The organism is Streptomyces sp. NPDC101165 (genome assembly GCF_044768135.1).
Classification (GTDB): domain Bacteria; phylum Actinomycetota; class Actinomycetes; order Streptomycetales; family Streptomycetaceae; genus Streptomyces.
In genome coordinates, this window is the sequence record NZ_JBIWPG010000001.1 from 639,087 (window position 1) to 661,576 (window position 22,490).

A 22,490-nucleotide genomic window follows, 5' to 3' on the forward strand; every position below is an offset into this window, starting at 1 on the left:
CACCATGCCGCAGAACGTCGACTTCCGAATACCGCTGCCCGGCCGGCAGAGCCCCGACCACGGCCGTGCCGAGGCCCACCAGTTGGAGTGGCCGCGTTCCCTGGGCCTCATCACCACCGAGGCCGCCGCCGCCCGTCATCTGCGCGGTGCCTACGCCGACCTGGCCTCGCGTTTCTACCCGCACACCACCGGCGCCGACCTGGACCTGGGCGTCGACCTGATGTCGTGGTTCTTCCTCTTCGACGACCTCTTCGACGGACCGCGCGGCGAGGACCCGGAGGAGACCCGCAGCCTCACCGACGCGGTGGCGGCCGCCCTCGACGGCCCGCTGCCCGCCACCGCACCGCCCATCGCGCACGGCTTCGCCGACATCTGGCGCCGCAGCTGCGCGGGCATGTCCCCCTCCTGGTGCGCACGCAGCGCACGGCACTGGCGCAACTACTTCACCGGATACGTCGACGAGGCCCTCAGCCGCTTCCACGACACCCCCTACGACTGCGCCGCCCAGTACCTGGCCGTACGCCGGCAGACCATTGGCGTCCAGCCCACCGTGGACATGGCCGAGGCCGCCGGGCACTTCGAGGTGCCCCAGCGGGTCTTCGACAGCGCGGTGCTCTCCGCGATGCTGCAGATCGCCGTCGACGTGAACCTGATGTTCAACGACATCGCGTCACTGGAGAAGGAGGAGGCCCGGGGCGAGCGGAACAACCTGGTCTTCATCCTGCAGCGGGAACACGGGTGGCCGAAGGGCCGCAGCATCGCGCACCTCCAGGACGAGGTGCACGCCCGCCTCTCCCAGTACCTGCTGCTGGAGACCTGCCTGTCCAAGGTGTGCGACATCTACGACCTCGACGCCGCCGAGCGCGAGGCCGTGGAGCGGTACCGCACCGACGCCGTGCGCACGGTGATCCGCGGCTCCTACGACTGGCACCGCTCCTCGGGCCGCTACGACGCCGAGTTCGCGGTGGCCGCAAGCGTCCAGGGCTACCTCGAAGAACTCGGCAGCAGCCGCTAGACCCCCCAACCACCCACCCGATGTGAGGTTGCGATGCCCCAGCAGACCTACAGCGCCGGGACGGCCCCCGGGGCGGTCCCGGTCGTCGGCCACGCCCTGCAGATGATGCGCCAGCCCGTCCGCTTCATGTCCTCGCTGGCCGCCCACGGCGACCTGGTGAAGATCAAGATCGGTCCGACCTCCGCCTACGTCCCCTGCCACCCCGGACTGCTGCGCGACGTGCTGACCAACGACCGCACCTACGACAAGGGCGGCGTCTTCTACGATCGGGCCCGTGACATCGCCGGAAACGGTCTGGTCACCTGCCCGTTCAAGGACCACCGCCGACAGCGCCGGCTGATGCAGTCGGCCTTCCAGCGCTCCCAGCTCAAGCGCTACGCCACCGCCATGCACGCCGAGATCGAGGCCACCTCCGGCCGTTGGCACGACGGCATGGTCGTCGACGCCTTCCAGGAGCTGTACGGCATGGCCCTGCGCACGGTGGCCCGCACCCTGTACTCCACACCCGTCAGCAAGGAACTCGCCGACGGCGTGGAGCGCGCCTTCGACACCGTCCTCAACGGGCTGTTCCGGCAGATGTTCCTGCCCCGCTTCCTGCGCCGTCTGCCCACCCCGGCCAACCGCCGCTACCGCCGCAACCTGGACTACCTGCACACGACCACCCAGCAGCTCATCGACGACTACCGCCGCGACGACGCCGAACACGACGACCTGCTCTCCGCCCTGCTCGCCTCGCGCGACGAGGACGGCAGCCGGCTGGACGACACCGAGATCCACGACCAGGTCATCACCGTCATGGCGGCCGGCACCGAGACCGTCGCCGGCACCCTCACCTGGATCTTCCACCTGCTCTCCCAGCACCCCGACATCGAGGCCGCGCTGTACGAGGAGATCGACACCGTCCTCGGCGGCCGGGCACCGCAGTGGGACGACCTGCCGAACCTCTCGCTGACCGACCGGATCATCAGCGAGACCCTCCGACTGCATCCGCCGGCCTGGCTGTTCACCCGGCTCACCGCCGCAGACACCGAACTGGCGGGCCGGCAGCTGCCGAAGGGGACCACCATCGTCTTCAGCCCCGCAGCGGTGGCGCTGAACGAGGAGGCCTACCCCGACGAGCACCGCTTCGACCCCGACCGCTGGCTGCCCGACCGGGTCAACCCGCTCGCCCGGCAGGCGTTCATGCCGTTCGGCACCGGTGCCCGCAAGTGCATCGGCGACCTGTACGCCCGCACCGAGGCCACCCTCGGCCTCGCCACCATCCTCAGCAAGTGGCGGATCACCTGCGAGCCCGACGCCGACGTCCGGCCGGTCCCACTGGCCACCGTCTACCACCCCCGCAGGCTGCGGCTGCGCATCAACACCCGCAGCGCGCGCCCCACGGCGGGAGCGGTCCCCGCGCCCCGCTTCGGCGGGGGTGACACCGAGTGAGCGGGGCCGGGAAGGTCGTCCTGGCCCAGCCGCGCGGCTTCTGCGCCGGTGTACGGCGGGCGATCGGCATCGTGGAGCGGGCCCTGGACCTGCACGGCGCACCGGTGTACGTGCGCAAGGAGATCGTGCACAACCACTACATCGTCTCCGAACTGGAGAAGCGCGGCGCGGTCTTCGTGGACAGCGAGGAGGACGTCCCGCACGGCGCCGTGTGCGTCTTCTCCGCGCACGGCGTCTCCCCGGCGGTCCGGGCCGGCGCGGACCGGCGCCGGTTGGAGGTCATCGACGCCACCTGCCCGCTGGTGGCCAAGGTGCACCAGGAGGCTCTGCGCTTCGCCCGCGACGGCCGCACCATCCTGCTGGTCGGCCACGCCGGCCACGAGGAGGTCGACGGCGTCCTCGGCGAGGCGCCCGAACACACCGTCGTGGTAGGGACGGTGGAGGACGTGGCCCGGCTCGACCTGCCGGACGACACCCCGGTGGCCTTCCTCACCCAGACCACCCTGTCCTTCGACGAGACCGCCAAGGTGGTCGAAGCGCTCCGCGCGCGATTCCGGGACATCGTCGCCCCCGGTGGCGACGACATCTGCTACGCGAGCCAGAACCGGCAGAACGCGGTGAAGGACCTGGCACGCCGTCACGACCTCGTCCTCGTCGTGGGATCCGGCAACTCCAGCAACTCGCTGCGCATGGTCGAGGTGGCGCGCGAGCACGGCTGCCGGGCCCATCTCGTCCCCGACCGGGACCACTTCCGGGAGGCCTGGCTGGACGGCGTGGCGAGCATCGGCGTCAGCGCCGGGGCCAGCGCGCCCGAGGTCCTCGTCCGCGGACTGCTGGCCCTGCTGGCGGAACTCGGGTACGGGGACGTCGAGTTGCAGCAGGCGATGCCCGAGGACGTGGTCTTCGCCATGCCGGCCCGGCTGGCCGACCCGGTCACCGGCCGGATCCCGCGCACCCCGCTGGCCGACGAGGCGCAGGTGCGATGAACCGATGGACACAGCAGAGGAGACACGCGTGACGACGAAGACACGCGCGCCGGAGACCGGCAACGAGAAGAGCCCAGTCGAGGGGTTAGGGGGCCCCGAGGATCTGCGGGCCATGTCCGCGCAGCAGGTCGACCGGCTCGTACCGGAGATCCGGCGGCTGCTGGTGGACACCGTCACCCGCACCGGCGGACACCTCGGCCCCAACCTCGGGGTCGTCGAACTGTCCGTCGCCCTGCACCGCGTGTTCGAGTCCCCCCGCGACCGCATCCTGTGGGACACCGGCCACCAGGCCTACGTCCACAAGATCCTCACCGGCCGGGCCGGCGCCCTCGGCTCGCTCCGGCAGCGCGGCGGGCTGTCCGGCTACCCGTGCCGGGCCGAGTCCCCGCACGACGTCATCGAGAACTCGCACGCCTCCACCGTGCTGTCCTGGGCGGCCGGCGCGGCCCGAGCGTACCGGCTGCGCGGGGACACGCACCGCGCCGTGGTGGCCGTCCTCGGGGACGGGGCGCTCACCGGGGGCATGGCATGGGAGGCGCTGAACAACATCGCGACCGCCCCCGGCCACCCGGTGATCGTGGTGCTCAACGACAACACCCGTTCCTACGGCCCCACCACCGGCGGCATCGCCGAGCACCTGGCCGCGCTGCGCACCGAGACCACCCCGGAGTGCCTCTTCGAGACCCTGGGCCTCGCCTACCTGGGCCCCGTGGACGGGCACGACATCACGGCCGTGGAGGCGGCCCTGCGCCGGGCGCGGGAGCTCGGCCGGTCCGTCGTCGTGCACTGCGTCACCGAGAAGGGCCGCGGCCACGCCCCGGCCGAACAGGACGAGGCGGACCGGCAGCACGCCGTGCGTCCGCTGCGCTCCGGCCGGCCGAGCGGTGACGGTTCGCCCTCCTGGACCGCCGTGTTCGGCCGGGAACTGGCCGAACTCGGCACACAGCGGCCGCATCTGGTGGCCGTCACCGCGGCCATGCTCCACCCGACCGGCCTGACCGAGTTCGCCGCCCGCCACCCGGAGCGCACCCTCGACGTGGGCATCGCCGAACAGCACGCGGTCACCGCCGCCGCGGGCCTGGCCCTGGGCGGGATGCACCCGGTGGTGGCGATCTACGCCACCTTCCTCAACCGCGCCTTCGACCAGCTGCTCATGGACGCGGCCCTGCACCGCGCCCCGGTCACCCTGGTGCTGGACCGGGCGGGCGTCACCGGCGACGACGGACCCTCGCACAACGGCATGTGGGACCTGTCGCTGCTGAACCTCGTCCCCGGGCTGCGGCTCGCGGTGCCCCGCGACGCCGCCACCCTGCGCCGCGCCCTGGGCGAGGCCGTCGCCGTCCACGACGGCCCGACCGCCCTGCGCTTCCCCAAGGGCACGACGGGCGACGACATACCCGCCGTCCGCACCGTCGGCGGGGTCGACGTGCTCCGGCGGGGGGAGCACGCGGACCTTCTCCTGGTCTCCGTCGGGGCCATGGCCGGCACCTGCCTGGAGGTCGCCGCGTTGCTCGCCCCGCAGGGCGTCGGCGTCACCGTCGTCGACCCGCGCTGGATCAAGCCGGTGCCACCGGCCCTGGTCGAACTGAGCCTCGGGCACCGGCTGGTCGCCACGGTCGAGGACAACGGCCGGGCCGGCGGAGCCGGGGCCGCGGTCGCCCAGGCGCTGAGCGACGCGGGCGCGCCCGCCCCGGTACGCGTCTTCGGGCTGCCCCAGCGGTTCCTCGCCCACGGCTCCCGGTCCGAGATCCTCGAGTCCGCCGGACTCACCGCCCCGCGCATCGCCGACGACCTGGCGGCGGCGCTGACCTACAGCCGCGCCGCCGTGCGCCGCACCCACCGCGCCGTACCCCCACACTGAGGAGAAACGTGCCATGTCCGTCTCGCTCGGGGTGCCCACCGTTCCGTTGCGCCTCGCCCCACGCCGCGTCAGCCGGCAGATCAGGGTGGGCTCCGTCGCCGTCGGCGGCGACGCGCCCGTCTCGGTCCAGTCCATGACCACGACCCCGACCGCCGACGTCGGGGCCACCCTCCAGCAGATCGCCGAACTGACCGCGGCAGGCTGCCAGATCGTCCGGGTGGCCTGCCCCTCGCAGGACGACGCGGACGCCCTGCCGGCCATCGCCCGCAAGTCCCCGATCCCCGTCGTCGCCGACATCCACTTCCAGCCCCGCTACGTCTTCGCCGCCATCGACGCCGGCTGCGCGGGGGTCCGCGTCAACCCGGGCAACATCCGGCAGTTCGACGACAAGGTCAAGGAGATCGCCCGGGCCGCCGGGTACGCGGGCGTCCCGATCCGGATCGGGGTGAACGCGGGTTCCCTCGACCGGCGCCTGCTCGCCAAGTACGGCAAGGCCACCCCGCAGGCGCTGGTGGAGTCCGCGCTGTGGGAGTGCTCGCTGTTCGAGGAGCACGGCTTCCGGGACCTCAAGATCTCCGTCAAGCACAACGACCCGGTGGTCATGGTCAGCGCCTACCGGCTGCTCGCCGAGCAGTGCGACTACCCGCTCCACCTGGGCGTCACCGAGGCCGGCCCCGCCTTCCAGGGCACGATCAAGTCGGCGGTGGCCTTCGGCGCGCTGCTGAGCGAGGGCATCGGGGATACCATCCGCGTGTCGCTGTCGGCCCCGCCCGCCGAGGAGGCCAAGGTCGGCATCCAGATCCTGGAGTCGCTGAACCTGAGGCAGCGCCGACTGGAGATCGTGTCGTGCCCGTCCTGCGGCCGTGCCCAGGTGGACGTCTACCGGCTCGCCGACGAGGTGACCGCCGGCCTGGAGGGCATGGAGGTGCCGCTGCGCGTCGCCGTCATGGGGTGTGTGGTGAACGGCCCGGGCGAGGCCCGCGAGGCCGACCTGGGCGTCGCCTCCGGCAACGGCAAGGGGCAGATCTTCGTCAAGGGCGAGGTTGTCCGGACCGTGCCAGAATCGAAGATCGTGGAGACCCTCATCGACGAGGCACTCAAGCTCGCCGAGCAGATGGAGAGGGAGAAGGAGCCTTCATGACCTACGTGATCGCCCAGCCCTGCGTCGACGTCAAGGACAAGGCCTGCATCGAGGAGTGCCCTGTCGACTGCATCTACGAAGGACAGCGCGCCCTGTACATCCACCCCGACGAGTGCGTGGACTGCGGAGCCTGCGAGCCGGTCTGCCCGGTCGAGGCGGTCTTCTACGAGGACGACACCCCCGCGGAGTGGGCGGAGTACAGGGCGGCGAACGCCGAGTTCTTCGACGACCTCGGCTCGCCCGGAGGCGCCGCCGCCCACGGACTGATCGACCGTGACCATCCGGTCGTCGCCGGGCAGCCGGTCCGTACGGCCTGAAACGCGTCCGCCGCCGGGGTCACCCCGCATCCCGGCGGCATCAGGCTCCGGGGGACAGGCTTCCAGGGACTGGCTAGGCCACCCGGTGGCCGTTCTCCAGCTCCGCCGTGCCCGTGCCCTGAGCCAGGACGTCGAGCGCGGCCAGGACGCGGCGGCCGAGGGCCCCGGGCAGGTAGTCGGGGATCTCCGCACGGGCCACCAGACGCCAGGACAGCAGCTCCTCCTCCTGCAGCCGGATGGCCTTGAACTCGGTCTCGGGCAGGACGCCTCCGTCGTACAGGTAGGCCACCAGCGGCGGCCGGCCGGTGCCGTGCACCCAGTCGACCGCCAGCATCCGGCCGAGTTCCCGGTCCAGGCCGATCTCCTCGAGCGTCTCGCGGCGCGCCCCCTGGCGGGGCGTCTCGCCGTCGTCCGACTCGATCGTGCCGCCCGGAAGGGCCCAGCCCTCACGGTAGTTGGGTTCGACGAGCAGCACGCGCCCCTCGTCGTCCCGGAAGAGCGCGGCGGCACCGGCCAGCACGCGGGGGAGGTTCGCGATGTATGTGGCGAAATCACTAGTCGTGGTCACGCAGGAAGGGTAACCAGACAGCGGACGGCTACGGCGGAGGCGACGCCAGGCGTAGGGTGCGCTCGGCCAGCGCACTGATCCGTACCCCGTCGAAACCGAACACCGCGCTCCGCACGGTGTCCTCGAGCGGGTCCTTCCACCGGCCCGGGACCGCCGCCGCGCCGGTGAGCACCCCGGCCACCGAACCGGCCGTGGCCCCGTTGGAGTCGGTGTCCAGGCCGCCGCGGACGGTGAGGGCGATGGTCCGGGTGAAGTCGCCGTCGCCGTACAGCAGCCCGGCCGTGAGGACGGCCGCGTTCGGGACCGTGTGGATCCAGCCCAGGCCGGCGGTCTCCGCGGACACAGTGGCCAGCGTCTCCTCCCAGGGCAGCCGGGTCTCGTGCAGGGACACGACCCGGCGCACGGTCCGGGCCAGCCGGCTGCTCGCCGGGATCACGGCGAGCGCGGCCTCCAGCGCCTCCCGCACCCCCGGCGCTGTGAACGCCGCCGAGATCAGCGCGGCCGCGAACATCGCGCCGTAGACGCCGTTGCCGGTGTGCGAGAGCACCGCGTCCCGGCGGGCCAGCGAGGCCGCGCGGGGCGGGTCGCCGGGGCAGGTCCAGCCGTAGACGTCGGCACGGATCAGCGCGCCGATCCACTCCTGGTACGGGTTGTCGTACGTCGCCGTCAACGGCGGCTTCAGACCGTTCGCGAGGTTGCGGTACGCCGCCCGTTCCGCGGTGAAGGTCTGCAGGTACGGCAGCCTGAGCAGCCACAGGTCGCCGACCTGCTCGGTGCTGAAGTCGAACCCGTGGGTCTCCAGCAGGTGCAGGCCGAGGATGGCGTAGTCGACGTCGTCGTCGCGGCAGCTGCCGTGGACCCGGCCGCGCACGCACTGCCGCCACTCCGGGCGCAGTACGGCGCCGTCGGCCGCGTCGGCGGGTTCGGGCAGGTAGTCGGTGAGCGGCAGGGCGGCGGCCTGCCGCAGATAGCGGTCGATGCGCTCGCGGGTCCACACCTCGCCCTGTTCGACCGGTTTGCCGAGCATGTTGCCCGCGATCCGGCCGAGCCAGCCCCCGTGGATGCGGTCGGCGAGGTCCGGCCCGGTGCCCTGATTGGTCATGGCTGGGATCTACCCGTTTTCCCAGCCGGCTCCCAGGTGCTGCCCAGGGTTCGGTCGGGGCATGACGGCGGGGGTGTCCTCCGGTTAAGGTCGCAGCGGCGCGACTGGCCCTGACGTGCGCGGGGCCCGGAGAGCAAGGGGAAAGCAAGGTGGCGGACGCTGCAGTGAACGAGACCCGCAGGGTGCTCATCGCCGCGGACAAGTTCAAGGGCTCGCTGACGGCCGTGCAGGTCGCCGAGCGGGTGACGGCCGGGCTGCGCCGGGTCGTGCCCGGCCTCGACGTCGAGGCGCTGCCCGTCGCCGACGGCGGCGACGGCACCGTGGACGCGGCGGTCGCGGCCGGCTTCGAGCGCCGGGAGATCCGGGTCGCCGGGCCGCTCGGCCAGGAGTTGACGGCCGCGTTCGCGCTGCGCGGCGACACCGCGGTGGTGGAGATGGCCGAGGCGAGCGGCCTGCAGCGGCTGCCGGCCGGTGTCTTCGCGCCGCTGACCTCCTCCACGTACGGCTCGGGAGAGCTGCTGCGGGCGGCGCTGGACGCGGGCGCGCGGACGATCGTGTTCGGCGTCGGCGGGAGCGCCACGACGGACGGCGGAGCCGGAATGCTGTCGGCGCTGGGCGCCCGGTTCCTGGACGAGGACGGGGAGCCGGTCCCGCCGGGCGGCGGCGGTCTCGCCGAGCTGGCACACGCGGATCTGTCCGGTCTCGACCCGCGCCTGTCCGCCGTGGAGCTGGTGCTCGCCAGCGACGTCGACAACCCGCTGACCGGGCCGAAGGGCGCGCCCGCGGTGTACGGCCCGCAGAAGGGCGCCTCGCCGGACGACGTGGCGACCCTGGACGCGGCCCTCGCCCACTTCGCCGAGGTCGTGGAGGCGGCCGTGGGGCCGCGCGCCGCCGAGCACGCGGCGGCACCGGGTGCCGGGGCGGCCGGCGGCATCGGCTACGGCGCGCTCCTCCTGGGCGCCCGTTTCCGGCCCGGCATCGAGGTCATGCTGGACGTGCTCGGCTTCGCTCCGGCGCTGGACCGGGCCGACCTGGTGATCACCGGCGAGGGATCGCTGGACGAGCAGACCCTGCACGGGAAGGCGCCGGCGGGGGTCGCCGCGGCGGCCCGGGCGGCCGGCAAGGACGTCGTCGCGGTGTGCGGGCGGCTCGCTCTGCCGGAGGAGGCGCTGCACCGGGCCGGGATCGGCCGGGCGTACCCGCTGACGTCCCTGGAGCCGGACGTGGCGAAGTGCATCGCGGACGCCGGGCCGATCCTGGAGCGGGTCGCGGAGCGGATCGGTCAGGACTTCCTGCTCTGAGCGGTCGCCGCACGGCCCGCCCTACGTGAGTTCGGTCAGCTCCCCGTCCAGGTCCCGGTAGTAGCTGCCGCTGGTGAGGCCCCACACCTTCTGGTGGGCCAGCCACTGCTTCGTGATCTGGTGCAGGATCTTGGCGGGACGCTCCCAGACCATGGAGTGTCCCGCGCCTGCCAGCTGGAACATCAGCTTGGCCGGCCCCGGGACGGCCTTGTAGAGCTCCGGGACGGAGAAGCGCAGGACCGCCGGCACCGGGAGGGTCGCCGGGGTGTTGGCCGTCCTGTCGAATTCGCCGTGGACGATGGCGACGGGCACCTGGTTGCCGAGCACGCTGTTGTACTTCGCGGTCTCGGTGTTCCAGCCCCACCAGAAGGAGTTCCGGAACCGGTGGACGCCCTCGTGCGTGCCGTCCGGCAGCAGGGGACCCCACTTGGCGCCGACGGGGTCGCTGTCCATCATGGCGGCCCACACGATGTCGTCGATGCCGGGTTCCCGCTGGAGCGGGCTGCCCGTCTCGCGGTCCCATGCGGTCTTGAAGCCGGTCTTGCTGTTGACGTGCATCGGGAAACCGAACATGGCCTGCGGCGGGGACACGGGCAGGTCCGTGACCCCTTTGGGGAGCCCGAACGGGTCCGCGAGCTTCTCCGACCACCGTCCCAGCGGCGCGAAGATCGGGGCGAGGAGGAACAGGCTCCTGACCTCCGTGGGATGCAGGAGGGCGTACGGCCCCATGAGCGGCCCCGCGGCGGACCAGCCGATGAAGTGGATCGGCTTGTTCATGCACCGTGACCTGACGAACCTGACGACGGTGGCCAGCTCCGACCACTCGCTCTGCGAGGTGCCGAACTCGTGCGGGTACGGGGGTGTCCCGCACGGGGCCGCGAGCGAGCCCAGGACGTCGTCCCGCTGGGACGGGTTGGCGTTGCACGGGTCGTCCATCATCAGGCGTGGCGATCTCCCGTTGCCCTGCACGTCCATCATGTACACGTCGTAGTGTTCCCTGGCCAGCTGCTGGGCCCAGCTGTACCGGATGGCGTCGTCCCCGGGCACGCCGGGAAGCACGAGGTCGTATCCGGCGAGCACCGGCACGCTTCTGCCGTGCAGCATCAGCACCGGTTCGGGATCGTGGCCCTGCTGGGTGCCGTTCCACTCCCGGACGAAGAGGTCCACCTGCTTGTTCGGGTTGGCGGGATTGATCGACTTGTGCGCGACCGGGTAGTCCGTCCGCACGGGTCCGGGCATGGCCGTCCTCCCATCCGCCTGGCGGGATCAATATCCGTAAATGCCCCGTTTCTACCGTCCTCCTGCCCCTGAACCGCTGCAACTCGACAGGAAACAGGGGTGGTTGACGGGTCAAAGGGGAGCCGAACACAGCCCTTGAACGCGAAACGGGTGTGGCCCGAGCCTCGGAGGCTCGGGCCACACCCGGTGTGTCGGTGCGGAGGGTCAGGGCAGCTGCGCCGCCCGTGCCTCCCGACGGTTGTCGCGGAAGTTGTTCACCCGGCGCGCCGTGGCGAAGAGCGGGATCACCGCACCCATGACCAGCTGCAGGGCACAGCCCGTCTGGAGGAGCAGCTGACCGCCCGGGGCGTCGAAGGCCCAGGCGGTCAGGAGGCCCATGGACAGGACGATCCAGGACAGCATGGCCACGGCGAGGCGGCCGCGCGGCTTCGGGTACTCGACCCGGCTCACCATCAGCCAGGCCGTACCGAGGATCGCCAGGAGCGTCGCGAAGAAGGGCAGCTCCAGGAGCACGATCGACACGACCGTCAGCGCGCCGAACGGCGAGGGCATGCCCTGGAACATGCCGTTCGTCGGCGTCACGCACGAGAAGCGTGCCAGGCGCAGCACCACGGCCAGGAGCACCACGATTGCCCCGACCGCCGCCACCTTCTGGTACGCGTCGTCCGCGACCATGCCGTAGACCAGCACGAAGTACGCGGGCGCCAGGCCGAAGCTGATCAGGTCCGAGAGGTTGTCCAGCTCGGCGCCCATGGGGGAGGAGCGGAGCTTGCGCGCCACCAGGCCGTCGAACAGGTCGAACACGGCTGCGCACAGCATCAGGATGACCGCCGTGGCCGCGCTGTTGCGCGCCATGCCGGACTCCTGGCTGTCGGTGAGGTGCGGGATCAGGATGCCGGTGGTGGTGAAGTACACCGCCATGAAGCCGCACGTGGCGTTGCCCAGCGTGAGGGTGTCCGCTATTGAGAGGCGGAGAGAGAGGGGCATCTCCTCCTCTTCGTCCACCTCGTCCGCCTCGGGCACCCAGCCCGCCTGGGTCTCCGGATCAATCACGGTCAATGCGAGTCACCCCAGCCACGGTCTTCTGGCCGACCTCGACCGCGACCTCCACGCCCTCGGGCAGGTAGAGGTCGACACGCGAGCCGAAGCGGATCAGACCGATTCGGTCGCCCTGCTCGACCTTCGTGCCCTCCGGGAGGTAGGGCACGATGCGGCGGGCCACCGCGCCGGCGATCTGGATCATCTCGATGTCGCCGAGTTCGGTGTCGAAATGCCAGACTACGCGCTCGTTGTTCTCGCTCTCCTTGTTGAAAGCCGGAACAAAGCCGCCGGGGATGTGCTCGACCGACGTCACCGTGCCCGCAAGGGGCGCGCGGTTGACGTGGACGTTGAGCGGGCTCATGAAGATCGCGACCCGGGTGCGGCCGTCCTTCCAGGGCATGATGCTCTGCACCACACCGTCGGCGGGCGAGATGACGCGGCCCTGGGCGATCTCACGCTCGGGGTCGCGGAAGAACCACAGCATGCCCGCCGCGAGCGCGGTGGCGGGCACGGCCACGGCCTTGGCGGCGCCGGAACGGCGGGCGCGGGCCAGGCTGAGGGCTGCGGTGGCGACGGTCGGGAGAAGCCACGGCGATGCTCCGCGCGCGAGGCGTACGCCGACCTGGCGGTCGCGAGGTGCAGAGGTTTGGCTGTGGGGCATGGATGACCTTCGTAGCGGATGATGCCGCGCTCTGACGGGGGACGGCGGCTTTCCCGGGATCGTACCGGGCGGGGGCTACAACTGGGCAAGCCAGGAAGCCGAGTCGGCACCCGAAGAGTATCTACGGGGTGTGATCTTCTTCTCGAAGAAAACACCCCGTACCCGGACAATCAGCCCTGGAATCGATACTCTTCGAGCAACCTGCGCCCGATGATCATTTTCTGGATCTCGGCGGTACCTTCGCCGATGAGCAGCATCGGGGCCTCCCGGTAGAGGCGCTCGATCTCGTACTCCTTGGAGAAGCCGTAGCCGCCGTGGATCCGGAAGGCATCCTCCACGACCTCCTTGCAGTACTCGGAGGCGAGGTACTTCGCCATCCCTGCTTCGAGGTCGTTTCGTTCCCCGGAGTCCTTTTTGCGTGCCGCGTTGACCATCATGGCATGCGCGGCCTCGACCTTGGTGCCCATCTCGGCCAGCTTGAACTGGATGGCCTGGTGCTGGGCGATCGGCTTGCCGAAGGTGTGCCGCTGCTGGGCGTACTGGACACCCAGCTCGAAGGCACGCTGAGCGACGCCGCAGCCACGGGCCGCCACATTGACGCGGCCGACCTCCACGCCGTCCATCATTTGGTAAAAACCTCGGCCGGTGACGCCGCCGAGCACCCGATCGGCCGGAACCCGGAGGCCGTCCATGATCAGCTCGGTGGTGTCGACGCCCTTGTAGCCCATCTTGTCGATCTTGCCCGGAATGGTGAGGCCGGGGCGGACCTCGCCGAAGCCGGGCTCCTTCTCGATCAGGAAGGTCGTCATCGACTTGTGGGGCGCCGTGCCCTCGGGGTGTCCTTCGTCACTTCGGACGAGAACGGCCACCAGGGACGAGGTGCCGCCGTTCGTCAGCCACATCTTCTGGCCGTTCAGGACGTACTCGTCGCCGTCCTTGACCGCCTTCGATGTGATGGCCGACACATCGGAGCCCAGGCCCGGCTCCGACATCGAGAACGCGCCCCGGATGTCACCGGCCGCCATGCGCGGAAGGAAGTGGTCCTTCTGCTCCTGCGTGCCGTGCTGCTTGAGCATGTACGCGACGATGAAGTGCGTGTTGATGATGCCGGACACCGACATCCAGCCGCGGGCGATCTCCTCCACGCACAGCGCGTAGGTGAGGAGCGACTCGCCCAGGCCCCCGTACTCCTCGGGGATCATCAGACCGAACAGGCCGAGTTCCTTCAGGCCGTCCACGATCTGCTGCGGGTACTCGTCGCGGTGCTCCAGCTCGGTCGCGACAGGAATGATCTCCTTGTCGACGAAGTTCCGAACGGTGGAGAGGATCTCCTGCTGGACGTCGGTCAGACCGGCGGTCTGGGCGAGGCGCGCCATTACTTCTCCTGCTGCTTCAGCTCCGGGCGGCCGGGCTGCTCGCCGCCGCGCTCCTTGATGTACGTCTCGGTGGGCACCATGACCTTGCGGCGGAAGACGCACACCAGGGTGCCGTCCTGCTTGTAGCCCTTGGTCTCGACGTAGACGATGCCGCGGTCGTTCTTCGACTTCGACGGCCACTTGTCGAGCACGGTCGTCTGCCCGTAGATGGTGTCGCCGTGGAACGTCGGCGCCACGTGCTTGAGCGACTCGATCTCCAGGTTGGCGATCGCCTTGCCGGAGATGTCGGGCACGCTCATGCCGAGCAGCAGCGAGTAGATGTAGTTCCCGACGACGACGTTCTTGCCGAAGTCCGTCGTCTTCTCCGCATAGTTGGTGTCCATGTGGAGCGGGTGGTGGTTCATGGTGAGGAGACAGAACAGGTGGTCGTCGTACTCCGTGACCGTCTTGCCCGGCCAGTGCTTGTACGTCGCCCCGACCTCGAACTCCTCGTAGGTGCGTCCGAACTGCATCGCGCTCAGGCCTCCGGGATCTCGAACTTCGACGTGCGCTGCATGCCGGCGGCGCGGCCCTTGCCGGAGATGACCAGGGCCATCTTGCGGCTGGCCTCGTCGATCATCTCGTCGCCGAGCATCGCGGAGCCCTTCTTGCCGCCGGCCTCGGACGTGTAGTAGTCGTACGCGTCCAGGATCAGCTCGGCGTGGTCGAAGTCCTCCTGGGACGGCGAGAAGATCTCGTTGGCCGCCTCGACCTGGCCCGGGTGCAGCACCCATTTGCCGTCGAAGCCCAGGGCCGCGGCGCGCTGGGCGACCTCGCGGTAGCCCTCGACGTTGCGGATCTGCAGGTAGGGGCCGTCGATCGCCTGCAGGTTGTTGGCGCGGGCGGCCATCAGGATCTTCATCAGGATGTAGTGGTAGGCGTCCGCCGGGTAGCCGGGCGGCTGCTCGCCCACGACGAGCGACTTCATGTTGATGGAGGCCATGAAGTCGGCCGGGCCGAAGATGATCGTCTCGACGCGCGGGGAGGCCTGCGCGATCGCGTTGACGTTGTTGAGGCCCTGCGCGTTCTCGATCTGCGCCTCGATGCCGATCTTGCCGACCTCGAAGCCCATGGTCTTCTCGATCTGCGTCAGCAGCAGGTCCAGGGCGACGATCTGCTCGGCGGTCTGCACCTTCGGCAGCATGATGCAGTCGAGGTTCTGGCCCGCGCCCTCGACGACGGTCACGACGTCGCGGTACGTCCACTCGGTCGTCCAGTCGTTGACGCGCACGACCCGCGTCTTGCCCGTCCAGTCGCCCTCGTTGAGGAACTTGACGATGGTGTGCCGCGCCTCGGGCTTGGCCAGCGGCGCGCACGCGTCCTCCAGGTCGAGGAAGACCTGGTCGGCCGGGAGACCCTGCGCCTTCTCCAGGAAGCGGGGGTTGCTCCCCGGCACGGCGAGGCAGGAACGCCGCGGACGAAGACGGTTGACGGTCATGCGGGGACCTCCAGGGGGTCGAGCTTGTTCGCTTTCCGGATCTCGTCGACGATGCGGCCGATGATCCCGGTGATGTCGAAGTCCTTCGGGGTGAAGACCGCGGCCACTCCTGCGGCCCGCAGCTGGTCGGCGTCACCATTCGGGATGATGCCACCAGCGATCACGGGTATATCTGTGGCACCGGCCACACGCAGCCGTTGGAGCACGTCCGGCACCAGCTGGGCGTGCGAGCCGGAGAGGATCGACAGGCCCACGGCGTGCACGTCCTCGGCCAGGGAAGCGTCCACGATCTGTTCGGGCGTCAGCCGGATGCCCTGGTAGACCACCTCGAAGCCGGCGTCACGCGCACGGACGGCGATCTGCTCGGCGCCGTTGGAGTGCCCGTCCAGACCGGGCTTGCCGACCAGGAAGCGGAGCTTGCCGACGCCCAGATCGCGGGCGGTGGCGTCCACCTTGGCGCGGACCTCGGCGAGTGCCGAGCCCGCCTCGACGGGAACGGCGATGGGAGCGGAGGAGACACCGGTCGGCGCGCGGAACTCGCCGAACACCTCCCGCAGCGCGCCCGCCCACTCGCCGGTCGTGACTCCGGCACGGGCGCACTCCAGGGTGGCCTCCATGAGGTTGCCGGTGCCCTTGGCGGCCTCCTTCAGTCGCTCCAGCGCCTTGCAGGGACGCGGGTGGTTGAAGGGCGGCTGGTAGCGGGTGTCGCGCCAGTTTCCGATGGCCTCGACGACCCGGGCCTCGACCGCCGGGTCGACCGTCTGGATCGCGGTGTCCAGGTCGGCCGTGAGCGGGTTGGGCTCGGTGGTCTCGAAGATGTTGACGCCGATGATCTTCTCCTGGCCGGACTCGATCCGGGCCCGGCGCTCGGCGTGCGAGGAGACCAGCTGCGACTTGAGGTAGCCGGACTCGACGGCGGCCATCGCGCCGCCCATCTCCTGGATCCGGTCGATCTCGGCGAGGGACTCCTCGACGAGGGCGCTCACCTTCGCCTCGATGACGTGCGAGCCCTCGAAGATGTCCTCGTACTCCAGCAGGTCGCTCTCGTGCGCGAGGACCTGCTGGATGCGCAGCGACCACTGCTGGTCCCACGGGCGGGGCAGGCCGAGGGCCTCGTTCCAGGCCGGCAGCTGCACGGCACGCGCACGGGCGTCCTTGGAGAGGGTCACGGCCAGCATCTCGAGGACGATCCGCTGGACGTTGTTCTCCGGCTGCGCCTCGGTCAGGCCGAGCGAGTTGACCTGGACGCCGTAGCGGAACCGGCGCTGCTTCGGGTTCTCGATGCCGTACCGCTCACGCGTGACCTTGTCCCAGATGCGGCCGAACGCCCGCATCTTGCACATCTCCTCGACGAAGCGGACGCCCGCGTTCACGAAGAAGGAGATGCGCGCGACCACGTCGCCCATGCGCTCCTGCGGCACCTGGCCGCTGTCGCGCACGGCGTCGAGGACGGCGATCGCGGTGGACATCGCGTACGCGATCTCCTGCACCGGTGTGGCCCCGGCCTCCTGCAGGTGGTAGCTGCAGATGTTGATCGGGTTCCACTTCGGGATGTGGGAGACCGTGTACGCGATCATGTCCGTCGTCAGGCGGAGCGACGGCCCGGGCGGGAAGACGTGCGTCCCCCGGGACAGGTACTCCTTGACGATGTCGTTCTGGGTCGTGCCCTGGAGCTTGGTGATGTCCGCGCCCTGCTCCTCGGCGACGACCTGGTAGAGCGCCAGCAGCCACATGGCGGTGGCGTTGATCGTCATCGAGGTGTTCATCTGCTCCAGGGGGATGTCCTGGAACAGCCGGCGCATGTCACCGAGGTGCGAGACCGGCACGCCGACCCGGCCGACCTCGCCGCGGGCGAGGATGTGGTCGGGGTCGTAGCCGGTCTGCGTCGGCAGGTCGAACGCCACCGACAGACCCGTCTGGCCCTTGGCGAGGTTGCGCCGGTACAGCTCGTTGGACGCCTCGGCCGTCGAGTGGCCGGCGTACGTCCGCATGAGCCACGGACGGTCCTTCTGACGCTCTGTCATCTAAGGCTCTCAGACGTTCCGGAAGCGGTTGATGGCGTCGATGTGCTTGGCGCGCATCTCCTCGTCGCGCACGCCCAGGCCCTCCTCGGGGGCCAGGCACAGCACGCCGACCTTGCCCTGGTGGAGGTTGCGGTGCACGTCGTACGCGGCCTGACCGGTCTCCGCCAGGGAGTAGACCTTCGACAGGGTCGGGTGGATCTTGCCCTTCGCGATGAGCCGGTTGGCCTCCCAGGCCTCGCGGTAGTTGGCGAAGTGCGAGCCGATGATCCGCTTCAGGGACATCCACAGGTAGCGGTTGTCGTACTCGTGCATGTAGCCCGAGGTCGAGGCGCAGGTGGTGATGGTGCCGCCCTTGCGGGTGACGTAGACGCTCGCGCCGAAGGTCTCGCGGCCGGGGTGCTCGAAGACGATGTCGATGTCCTCGCCGCCGGTGAACTCGCGGATGCGCTTGCCGAAGCGCTTCCACTCCTTCGGGTCCTGGGTGCGCTCGTCCTTCCAGAACTTGTAGCCCTCGGCGCTGCGGTCGATGATCGCCTCGGCGCCCATCGAGCGGCAGATGTCCGCCTTCTGCTCGCTGGAGACGACACAGATCGGGTTGGCGCCGCCGGCCAGCGCGAACTGCGTGGCGTACGAGCCGAGTCCGCCGGACGCGCCCCAGATCAGGACGTTGTCGCCCTGCTTCATACCGGCGCCGTTGCGGGAGACCAGCTGGCGGTAGGCGGTGGAGTTGACCAGGCCCGGGGCCGCGGCCTCCTCCCAGCTGAGGTGCTTGGGCTTCGGCATCAGCTGGTTGGACTTGACGAGCGCGATCTCGGCGAGACCACCGAAGTTCGTCTCGAAGCCCCAGATGCGCTGCTCGGGGTCGAGCATCGTGTCGTTGTGGCCGTCGCTGGACTCCAGCTCGACGGACAGACAGTGCGCGACGACCTCGTCACCGGGGTTCCAGGCGTTCACGCCGGGGCCGGTGCGCAGGACGACGCCCGCGAGGTCGGAGCCGATGATGTGGTACGGCAGGTCATGGCGCTTGGTCAGCTCGCTGAGCCGGCCGTAGCGCTCCAGGAACCCGAAGGTGGACAGCGGCTCGAAGATCGAGGTCCACACCGAGTTGTAGTTGACCGAGGAGGCCATGACGGCCACCAGGGCCTCGCCGGGGCCCAGTTCGGGCACCGGAACCTCGTCCAGGTGAATCGACTTGCGCGGGTCCTTGTCGCGGGTCTCGAGGCCCGCGAACATCTCCGTCTCGTCCTTGTGCACGGTGATCGCGCGGTACGACTCGGGGAGCTGCAGGGCTGCGAAGTCGGCCGGCGTCGATTCCGGCGACTGGATCGCGTCGAGGATGTCCTTCACGGTCACGGTATTGCCTCCGGCGGTGAGCGCCCTGAGGGAGGGGCGCTGAGGGTTCGTCGGTGCTGGGAGTGCTGCTGAGGGTTTTGGGTGATGCCGTCGGTTCGGCGGGGTGGTGCTTCGGCAGCGCTTTGTGGCGCGGGAGGTTGCCTGTGACGCAGGCGTCCGGGCGCGCAGGCCATGAGCTTGCGGGGACAGCCGGCGAACGATCGGTCTCTGCTCGCCGGCCGCCCGGACATCTTCAACGTATGACACCGCGTGTCAGGTGGCAAGGCACTGAGTGCCATGAGTTCGCCTCAGATGAAATCTTTACGTAACAAATGAGCGATGATCGATCGAACGGCTTCTGAAATCTGCCGGAAAAGGGCCCCTGACATGCCAAAACGGCCACCCCGTGGGGTGGCCGTTGTCACAGCGGGAACGCGCGCTCGGAGCGTCTCAGGAGCGCCTCAGCGCTCCTTGAGCGCCTCCTCGATGGTGCGCATGACCTCGTCCAGCGGGGCGTCCGTGCGGGCGACCGTCACGAGCACCTCGCCGTGCGCGGAGACCGTCGCCGGGGCCGATCTGGGCGCCGAGCCGCGTCCGGCGCCGATGCCCGTGCCGAAGGTCTTCCGCACGATCGCGAAGGCGTGGTCGAGCTGGGCCTCCACGTCGCCCTGGCCGCCCGCCCGCAGCCAGCGCCGCAGGACGTGGTTGTGGGCCGTGACGACGGCGGAGGCGGCGACCTCGGCGAGCAACGGGTCGTCGTTGGCGTCGTCGGCGTGCGCGTGCTCGTCGAAGTGGCCCAGCAGATAGCGGGTGAACAGGCGCTCGTAGCGGGCCACCGAGGCGATCTCCGCCTCGCGCAGGGTGGGCACCTCGCGCGTGAGCTTGTAGCGGGCGACCGAGATCTCCGGCCGGGCCGCGTACATCTTCATGACTTCCTTGATGCCACGGCACACGGTGTCGAGCGGGTGCTCGTGCGCGGGGGCGGCGTTGAGGACCGCCTCGGCACGGATCAGCGTGTCGTCGTGGTCGGGGAAGATCGCCTCTTCCTTGGAGCGGAAGTGGCGGAAGAAGGTGCGGCGAGCGACCCCGGCCGCGGCCGCGATCTCGTCGACGGTGGTCGCCTCGTACCCCTTGGTCGCGAACAGTTCCATCGCTGCGGCCGCCAGTTCTCGGCGCATTTTCAGCCGCTGGGCGGCGGCGCGACTGCCTGCGGCACTTTCCGGTGCGTCGGGCGTGGCTGGTGTACGTGAGGACTTGGCGGGCTGGGACATGACCCGAACGTACTGCATGTCCGCAGCTCGATGCGCAGGTCCGGGGTTTCCCCCGCCCGTGGAGGGCGGGGGAGTGCCGGGTCCGGAGAGCGCGGGAAACGCCACTGGGTCCAGCAGCCCGCCCCAGTCCGCGCCCTCGGGGGCACCGTCGAACCAGTCACCGACCCCGTCAGCGGCGGGCATACTCGCGGAAGCCGCGGCCGGTCTTGCGGCCGAGGCAGCCCGCGGCCACCAGGTGCTCCAGCAGCGGGGCCGGGGCCAGGCCCGGGTCGCGGAACTCGCGGTGCAGGACCTTCTCGATCGCGAGCGAGACGTCCAGGCCGACGACGTCCAGCAACTCGAAGGGGCCCATCGGGTAGCCGCCGCCGAGCCTCATCGCGGCGTCGATGTCGTCGAGGGACGCGTAGTGCTCCTGGACCATCTTGACCGCGTTGTTCAGGTACGGGAACAGCAGCGCGTTCACGATGAAGCCGGCCCGGTCGCCGCAGTCCACGGCGTGCTTCCTGACCTTCGCGCAGACCTCGCGGACGGTGGCGTGGACGTCGTCGGCCGTCAGGACCGTGCGGACGACCTCGACCAGCTTCATCGCCGGGGCCGGGTTGAAGAAGTGCATGCCGATCACGTCCTGCGGGCGCGAGGTGGCGCGGGCGCAGGCGACGACGGGCAGCGAGGAGGTGGTGGTGGCGAGGACCGCGCCCGGCTTGCAGACCTTGTCCAGCGTCGCGAACAGCTGCTGCTTGATCTCCAGGTCCTCGGCGACCGCCTCGACGGCCAGGTCGACGTCCGCGAAGGCGTCGTAGGAGCCCGCCGGGGTGATCAGGTCCAGGGTCTGGGCGGCGGCCTCGGCGGTCATCCGGCCCTTGTCGACGGAGCGCGCGAGGGACTTGCCGATCCGGGCCTTGGCGGTCTGGGCCTTCTCCGCGCTGCGGGCGGCGAGGACGACGTGGTACCCGGCCTTGGCGAAGACCTCGGCGATCCCGGAGGCCATCGTGCCCGAGCCCGCAACCCCGACGGAGCGCACGGAACGGCCCGTGACCTGCGTGTTCCCCTCACCCGGGGTCAGCGCGTCCGGCACGGTGGTGGCGCTGCCCGGCGCCTCGTACGTGTAGAAGCCGCGCCCCGACTTGCGGCCGGTCAGGCCCGCCTCGCTGAGCTGCTTCAGGATCGGGGCGGGGGCGTGCAGCCGGTCGCCGGACTCGGCGTACATGGCCTCCAGGACCGTACGCGCGGTGTCGATGCCGACGAGGTCCAGCAGGGCGAGGGGGCCCATGGGCAGGCCGCAGCCGAGCCGCATGGCCGCGTCGATGTCCTCGCGGGAGGCGTACCGGGCCTCGTACATCGCGGCGGCCTGGTTGAGGTAGCCGAACAGCAGCCCGTCCGCGACGAACCCGGGGCGGTCGCCGACCGCGACCGGCTCCTTGCCCAGCTCGATCGCGAGGTCGGTGACCGCGGCGACGGCCTGCGGCGCGGTCAGCACCGAGGAGACGACCTCGACCAGCTTCATCGCCGGGGCCGGGTTGAAGAAGTGCAGGCCGAGCACGCGCTCCGGGCGGGCCGAGTCGGCGGCGAGCCGGGTGACCGAGAGGGCGTTGGTGCCGGTCGCGAGGATCGTCTCGGGGCGGACGACGGCGTCCAGGTCGCGGAAGACCTGGTGCTTGACCTCGTACGACTCCGGGGTCACCTCGATGACCAGGTCGGCGTCGGCGGCCGCGCCGATGTCGGTGGACGTGCGGACCCGGGCCAGGACGTCGGCGCGCTCCTGCTCGGTCAGCCGGCCGCGCTCCACGGCGCGGGCGGTGGCGGCCTCCAGGGCGGCGACGGACTTCGCGGCCTGGTCCTCGCTGATGTCGATGCCGATCACCTCGCGTCCGGCCTTCGCGAGGACCTCGGCGATGCCGGTGCCCATCGTGCCGAGGCCGACGACGGCGATCGTCTTGAGCGGGGACAGAGGGGTGTCGGACAGGGGAGTGGCCATCGCGGGACTCCAGGAATGAGGGTGACGACTGGGAACGCACCCGGGGTGCGCCAAGAGGCGCACACCGGGGCGGAAAGAAAAGAGGTGCGGGTGTTTCCGGGCAACTGGCGCACACGCCCGGTGGGCCGTCGCCGCGGGCGTGCACACGCCCGGGAGAGGCTGATTCCGACCGGCCCTGTCCCGGAGCCGGGTCGTACTGCGGTACCGATGTACCGAACCGACCAACTCACGACGGCTGCGTCACCAAACCGTCGTCAGTGGATGTGCGAGTGGGTAACTCGCTCGTCTGAGCTTAACCGGCGGGTAACGAGCGCGCCAGATCTGAGCCGGACCGAGTTTGTGATGTAGCTCCCTCCACGGGCGCGACCCGCC

General features: G+C 70.4%; 19 protein-coding genes. 7 read left to right on the plus strand and 12 right to left on the minus strand.

Annotation, left to right across the window (positions count from 1 at the left end):
* Positions 1-4: 4 nt before the first annotated feature.
* Genes ptlA through fdxA form a run of 6 tightly spaced genes read left to right on the plus strand, consistent with a single transcriptional unit; the run spans position 5 to position 6,751 of the window.
* Positions 5-1,015 (plus strand): pentalenene synthase, encoded by a 1,011-nt coding sequence (ptlA, locus tag ACIRVH_RS02770; RefSeq protein ID WP_403947549.1) that lies wholly within the window; start codon positions 5-7, stop codon positions 1,013-1,015.
* 33 nt (positions 1,016-1,048) lie between these two features.
* Positions 1,049-2,446: a pentalenene oxygenase gene (gene ptlI / locus ACIRVH_RS02775; RefSeq protein WP_403947550.1), complete on the plus strand. Its 1,398-nt coding sequence runs from the start codon at positions 1,049-1,051 to the stop codon at positions 2,444-2,446.
* Complete coding sequence (locus tag ACIRVH_RS02780) at positions 2,443-3,432, plus strand: 4-hydroxy-3-methylbut-2-enyl diphosphate reductase (RefSeq protein ID WP_403947552.1); 990 nt, start codon at positions 2,443-2,445, stop codon at positions 3,430-3,432. Before ptlI ends, ACIRVH_RS02780 begins: the two co-directional genes overlap by 4 nt.
* Positions 3,433-3,460: 28 nt before the next feature.
* Complete coding sequence (locus tag ACIRVH_RS02785; RefSeq protein WP_403947554.1) at positions 3,461-5,293, plus strand: 1-deoxy-D-xylulose-5-phosphate synthase; 1,833 nt, start codon at positions 3,461-3,463, stop codon at positions 5,291-5,293.
* A gap of 13 nt (positions 5,294-5,306) precedes the next feature.
* Positions 5,307-6,434: a flavodoxin-dependent (E)-4-hydroxy-3-methylbut-2-enyl-diphosphate synthase gene (gene ispG, locus ACIRVH_RS02790; protein WP_403947555.1), complete on the plus strand. Its 1,128-nt coding sequence runs from the start codon at positions 5,307-5,309 to the stop codon at positions 6,432-6,434.
* Positions 6,431-6,751, plus strand: coding sequence for a ferredoxin (gene fdxA / locus ACIRVH_RS02795; protein WP_403947557.1), 321 nt, complete (start codon positions 6,431-6,433; stop codon positions 6,749-6,751). The genes ispG and fdxA overlap by 4 nt, the downstream gene beginning before the upstream one ends.
* A gap of 73 nt (positions 6,752-6,824) precedes the next feature.
* Here fdxA and ACIRVH_RS02800 read toward each other — a convergent pair whose 3' ends face one another.
* A complete protein-coding gene (locus ACIRVH_RS02800; protein WP_403947559.1) occupies positions 6,825-7,319 on the minus strand; it encodes an NUDIX domain-containing protein in 495 nt (164 codons plus the stop codon).
* A 28-nt stretch (positions 7,320-7,347) separates the two neighbouring features.
* Positions 7,348-8,421, minus strand: a complete 1,074-nt coding sequence (locus ACIRVH_RS02805) for an ADP-ribosylglycohydrolase family protein (RefSeq protein WP_403947561.1) — start codon at positions 8,419-8,421, stop codon at positions 7,348-7,350.
* A 149-nt stretch (positions 8,422-8,570) separates the two neighbouring features.
* Between ACIRVH_RS02805 and ACIRVH_RS02810 the strand changes: the two genes are divergently transcribed.
* Positions 8,571-9,722, plus strand: coding sequence for a glycerate kinase (locus tag ACIRVH_RS02810; RefSeq protein ID WP_403947563.1), 1,152 nt, complete (start codon positions 8,571-8,573; stop codon positions 9,720-9,722).
* A 21-nt stretch (positions 9,723-9,743) separates the two neighbouring features.
* Here the strand turns inward: ACIRVH_RS02810 and ACIRVH_RS02815 are convergent, their stop codons facing one another.
* The 10 genes from ACIRVH_RS02815 to ACIRVH_RS02860 form a co-directional block, all read right to left on the minus strand.
* On the minus strand, positions 9,744-10,961 hold the full coding sequence (locus tag ACIRVH_RS02815; protein WP_403947564.1) for an alpha/beta fold hydrolase: 1,218 nt from the start codon (positions 10,959-10,961) through the stop codon (positions 9,744-9,746).
* A gap of 204 nt (positions 10,962-11,165) precedes the next feature.
* The gene (pssA, locus tag ACIRVH_RS02820; RefSeq protein ID WP_393481755.1) at positions 11,166-11,984 is read right to left on the minus strand and encodes a CDP-diacylglycerol--serine O-phosphatidyltransferase; all 819 of its coding nucleotides are present in this window, start codon (positions 11,982-11,984) and stop codon (positions 11,166-11,168) included.
* Positions 11,985-12,006: 22 nt separating this feature from the next.
* Positions 12,007-12,663: a phosphatidylserine decarboxylase gene (locus ACIRVH_RS02825; protein ID WP_094220828.1), complete on the minus strand. Its 657-nt coding sequence runs from the start codon at positions 12,661-12,663 to the stop codon at positions 12,007-12,009.
* A 170-nt stretch (positions 12,664-12,833) separates the two neighbouring features.
* Positions 12,834-14,039, minus strand: coding sequence for an acyl-CoA dehydrogenase family protein (locus ACIRVH_RS02830; protein ID WP_403947565.1), 1,206 nt, complete (start codon positions 14,037-14,039; stop codon positions 12,834-12,836).
* On the minus strand, positions 14,039-14,551 hold the full coding sequence (locus ACIRVH_RS02835) for a MaoC family dehydratase (RefSeq protein ID WP_062716551.1): 513 nt from the start codon (positions 14,549-14,551) through the stop codon (positions 14,039-14,041). The genes ACIRVH_RS02830 and ACIRVH_RS02835 overlap by 1 nt, the downstream gene beginning before the upstream one ends.
* Positions 14,552-14,556: 5 nt before the next feature.
* Positions 14,557-15,516 (minus strand): HpcH/HpaI aldolase/citrate lyase family protein, encoded by a 960-nt coding sequence (locus ACIRVH_RS02840; RefSeq protein ID WP_393481466.1) that lies wholly within the window; start codon positions 15,514-15,516, stop codon positions 14,557-14,559.
* A complete protein-coding gene (locus ACIRVH_RS02845) occupies positions 15,513-17,540 on the minus strand; it encodes a protein meaA (protein WP_403947567.1) in 2,028 nt (675 codons plus the stop codon). The genes ACIRVH_RS02840 and ACIRVH_RS02845 overlap by 4 nt, the downstream gene beginning before the upstream one ends.
* 9 nt (positions 17,541-17,549) lie before the next feature.
* Positions 17,550-18,893 carry a crotonyl-CoA carboxylase/reductase gene (ccrA, locus tag ACIRVH_RS02850; RefSeq protein WP_403947569.1) on the minus strand — a complete coding sequence of 448 codons (1,344 nt, stop codon included), beginning with the start codon at positions 18,891-18,893 and terminating at the stop codon, positions 17,550-17,552.
* A gap of 440 nt (positions 18,894-19,333) precedes the next feature.
* The gene (locus ACIRVH_RS02855) at positions 19,334-20,161 is read right to left on the minus strand and encodes a TetR family transcriptional regulator (protein WP_403947570.1); all 828 of its coding nucleotides are present in this window, start codon (positions 20,159-20,161) and stop codon (positions 19,334-19,336) included.
* Positions 20,162-20,312: 151 nt separating this feature from the next.
* Positions 20,313-22,118, minus strand: coding sequence for a 3-hydroxyacyl-CoA dehydrogenase family protein (locus ACIRVH_RS02860; protein WP_403947572.1), 1,806 nt, complete (start codon positions 22,116-22,118; stop codon positions 20,313-20,315).
* Between the last annotated feature and the right edge of the window lie 372 nt (positions 22,119-22,490).

Coding starts and splice junctions, on each gene's coding strand:
- ACIRVH_RS02815 (WP_403947564.1), bottom strand. CDS start 10,961: ATGCCCGGACCCGTGCGGACGGACTACCCGGTCGCGCACAAGTCGATC.
- ispG (WP_403947555.1), top strand. CDS start 5,307: ATGTCCGTCTCGCTCGGGGTGCCCACCGTTCCGTTGCGCCTCGCCCCA.
- ACIRVH_RS02825 (WP_094220828.1), bottom strand. CDS start 12,663: ATGCCCCACAGCCAAACCTCTGCACCTCGCGACCGCCAGGTCGGCGTA.
- ACIRVH_RS02840 (WP_393481466.1), bottom strand. CDS start 15,516: ATGACCGTCAACCGTCTTCGTCCGCGGCGTTCCTGCCTCGCCGTGCCG.
- ACIRVH_RS02835 (WP_062716551.1), bottom strand. CDS start 14,551: ATGCAGTTCGGACGCACCTACGAGGAGTTCGAGGTCGGGGCGACGTAC.
- ACIRVH_RS02805 (WP_403947561.1), bottom strand. CDS start 8,421: ATGACCAATCAGGGCACCGGGCCGGACCTCGCCGACCGCATCCACGGG.
- ACIRVH_RS02830 (WP_403947565.1), bottom strand. CDS start 14,039: ATGGCGCGCCTCGCCCAGACCGCCGGTCTGACCGACGTCCAGCAGGAG.
- ptlI (WP_403947550.1), top strand. CDS start 1,049: ATGCCCCAGCAGACCTACAGCGCCGGGACGGCCCCCGGGGCGGTCCCG.
- ACIRVH_RS02860 (WP_403947572.1), bottom strand. CDS start 22,118: ATGGCCACTCCCCTGTCCGACACCCCTCTGTCCCCGCTCAAGACGATC.
- fdxA (WP_403947557.1), top strand. CDS start 6,431: ATGACCTACGTGATCGCCCAGCCCTGCGTCGACGTCAAGGACAAGGCC.
- ACIRVH_RS02855 (WP_403947570.1), bottom strand. CDS start 20,161: ATGCAGTACGTTCGGGTCATGTCCCAGCCCGCCAAGTCCTCACGTACA.
- ACIRVH_RS02845 (WP_403947567.1), bottom strand. CDS start 17,540: ATGACAGAGCGTCAGAAGGACCGTCCGTGGCTCATGCGGACGTACGCC.
- ptlA (WP_403947549.1), top strand. CDS start 5: ATGCCGCAGAACGTCGACTTCCGAATACCGCTGCCCGGCCGGCAGAGC.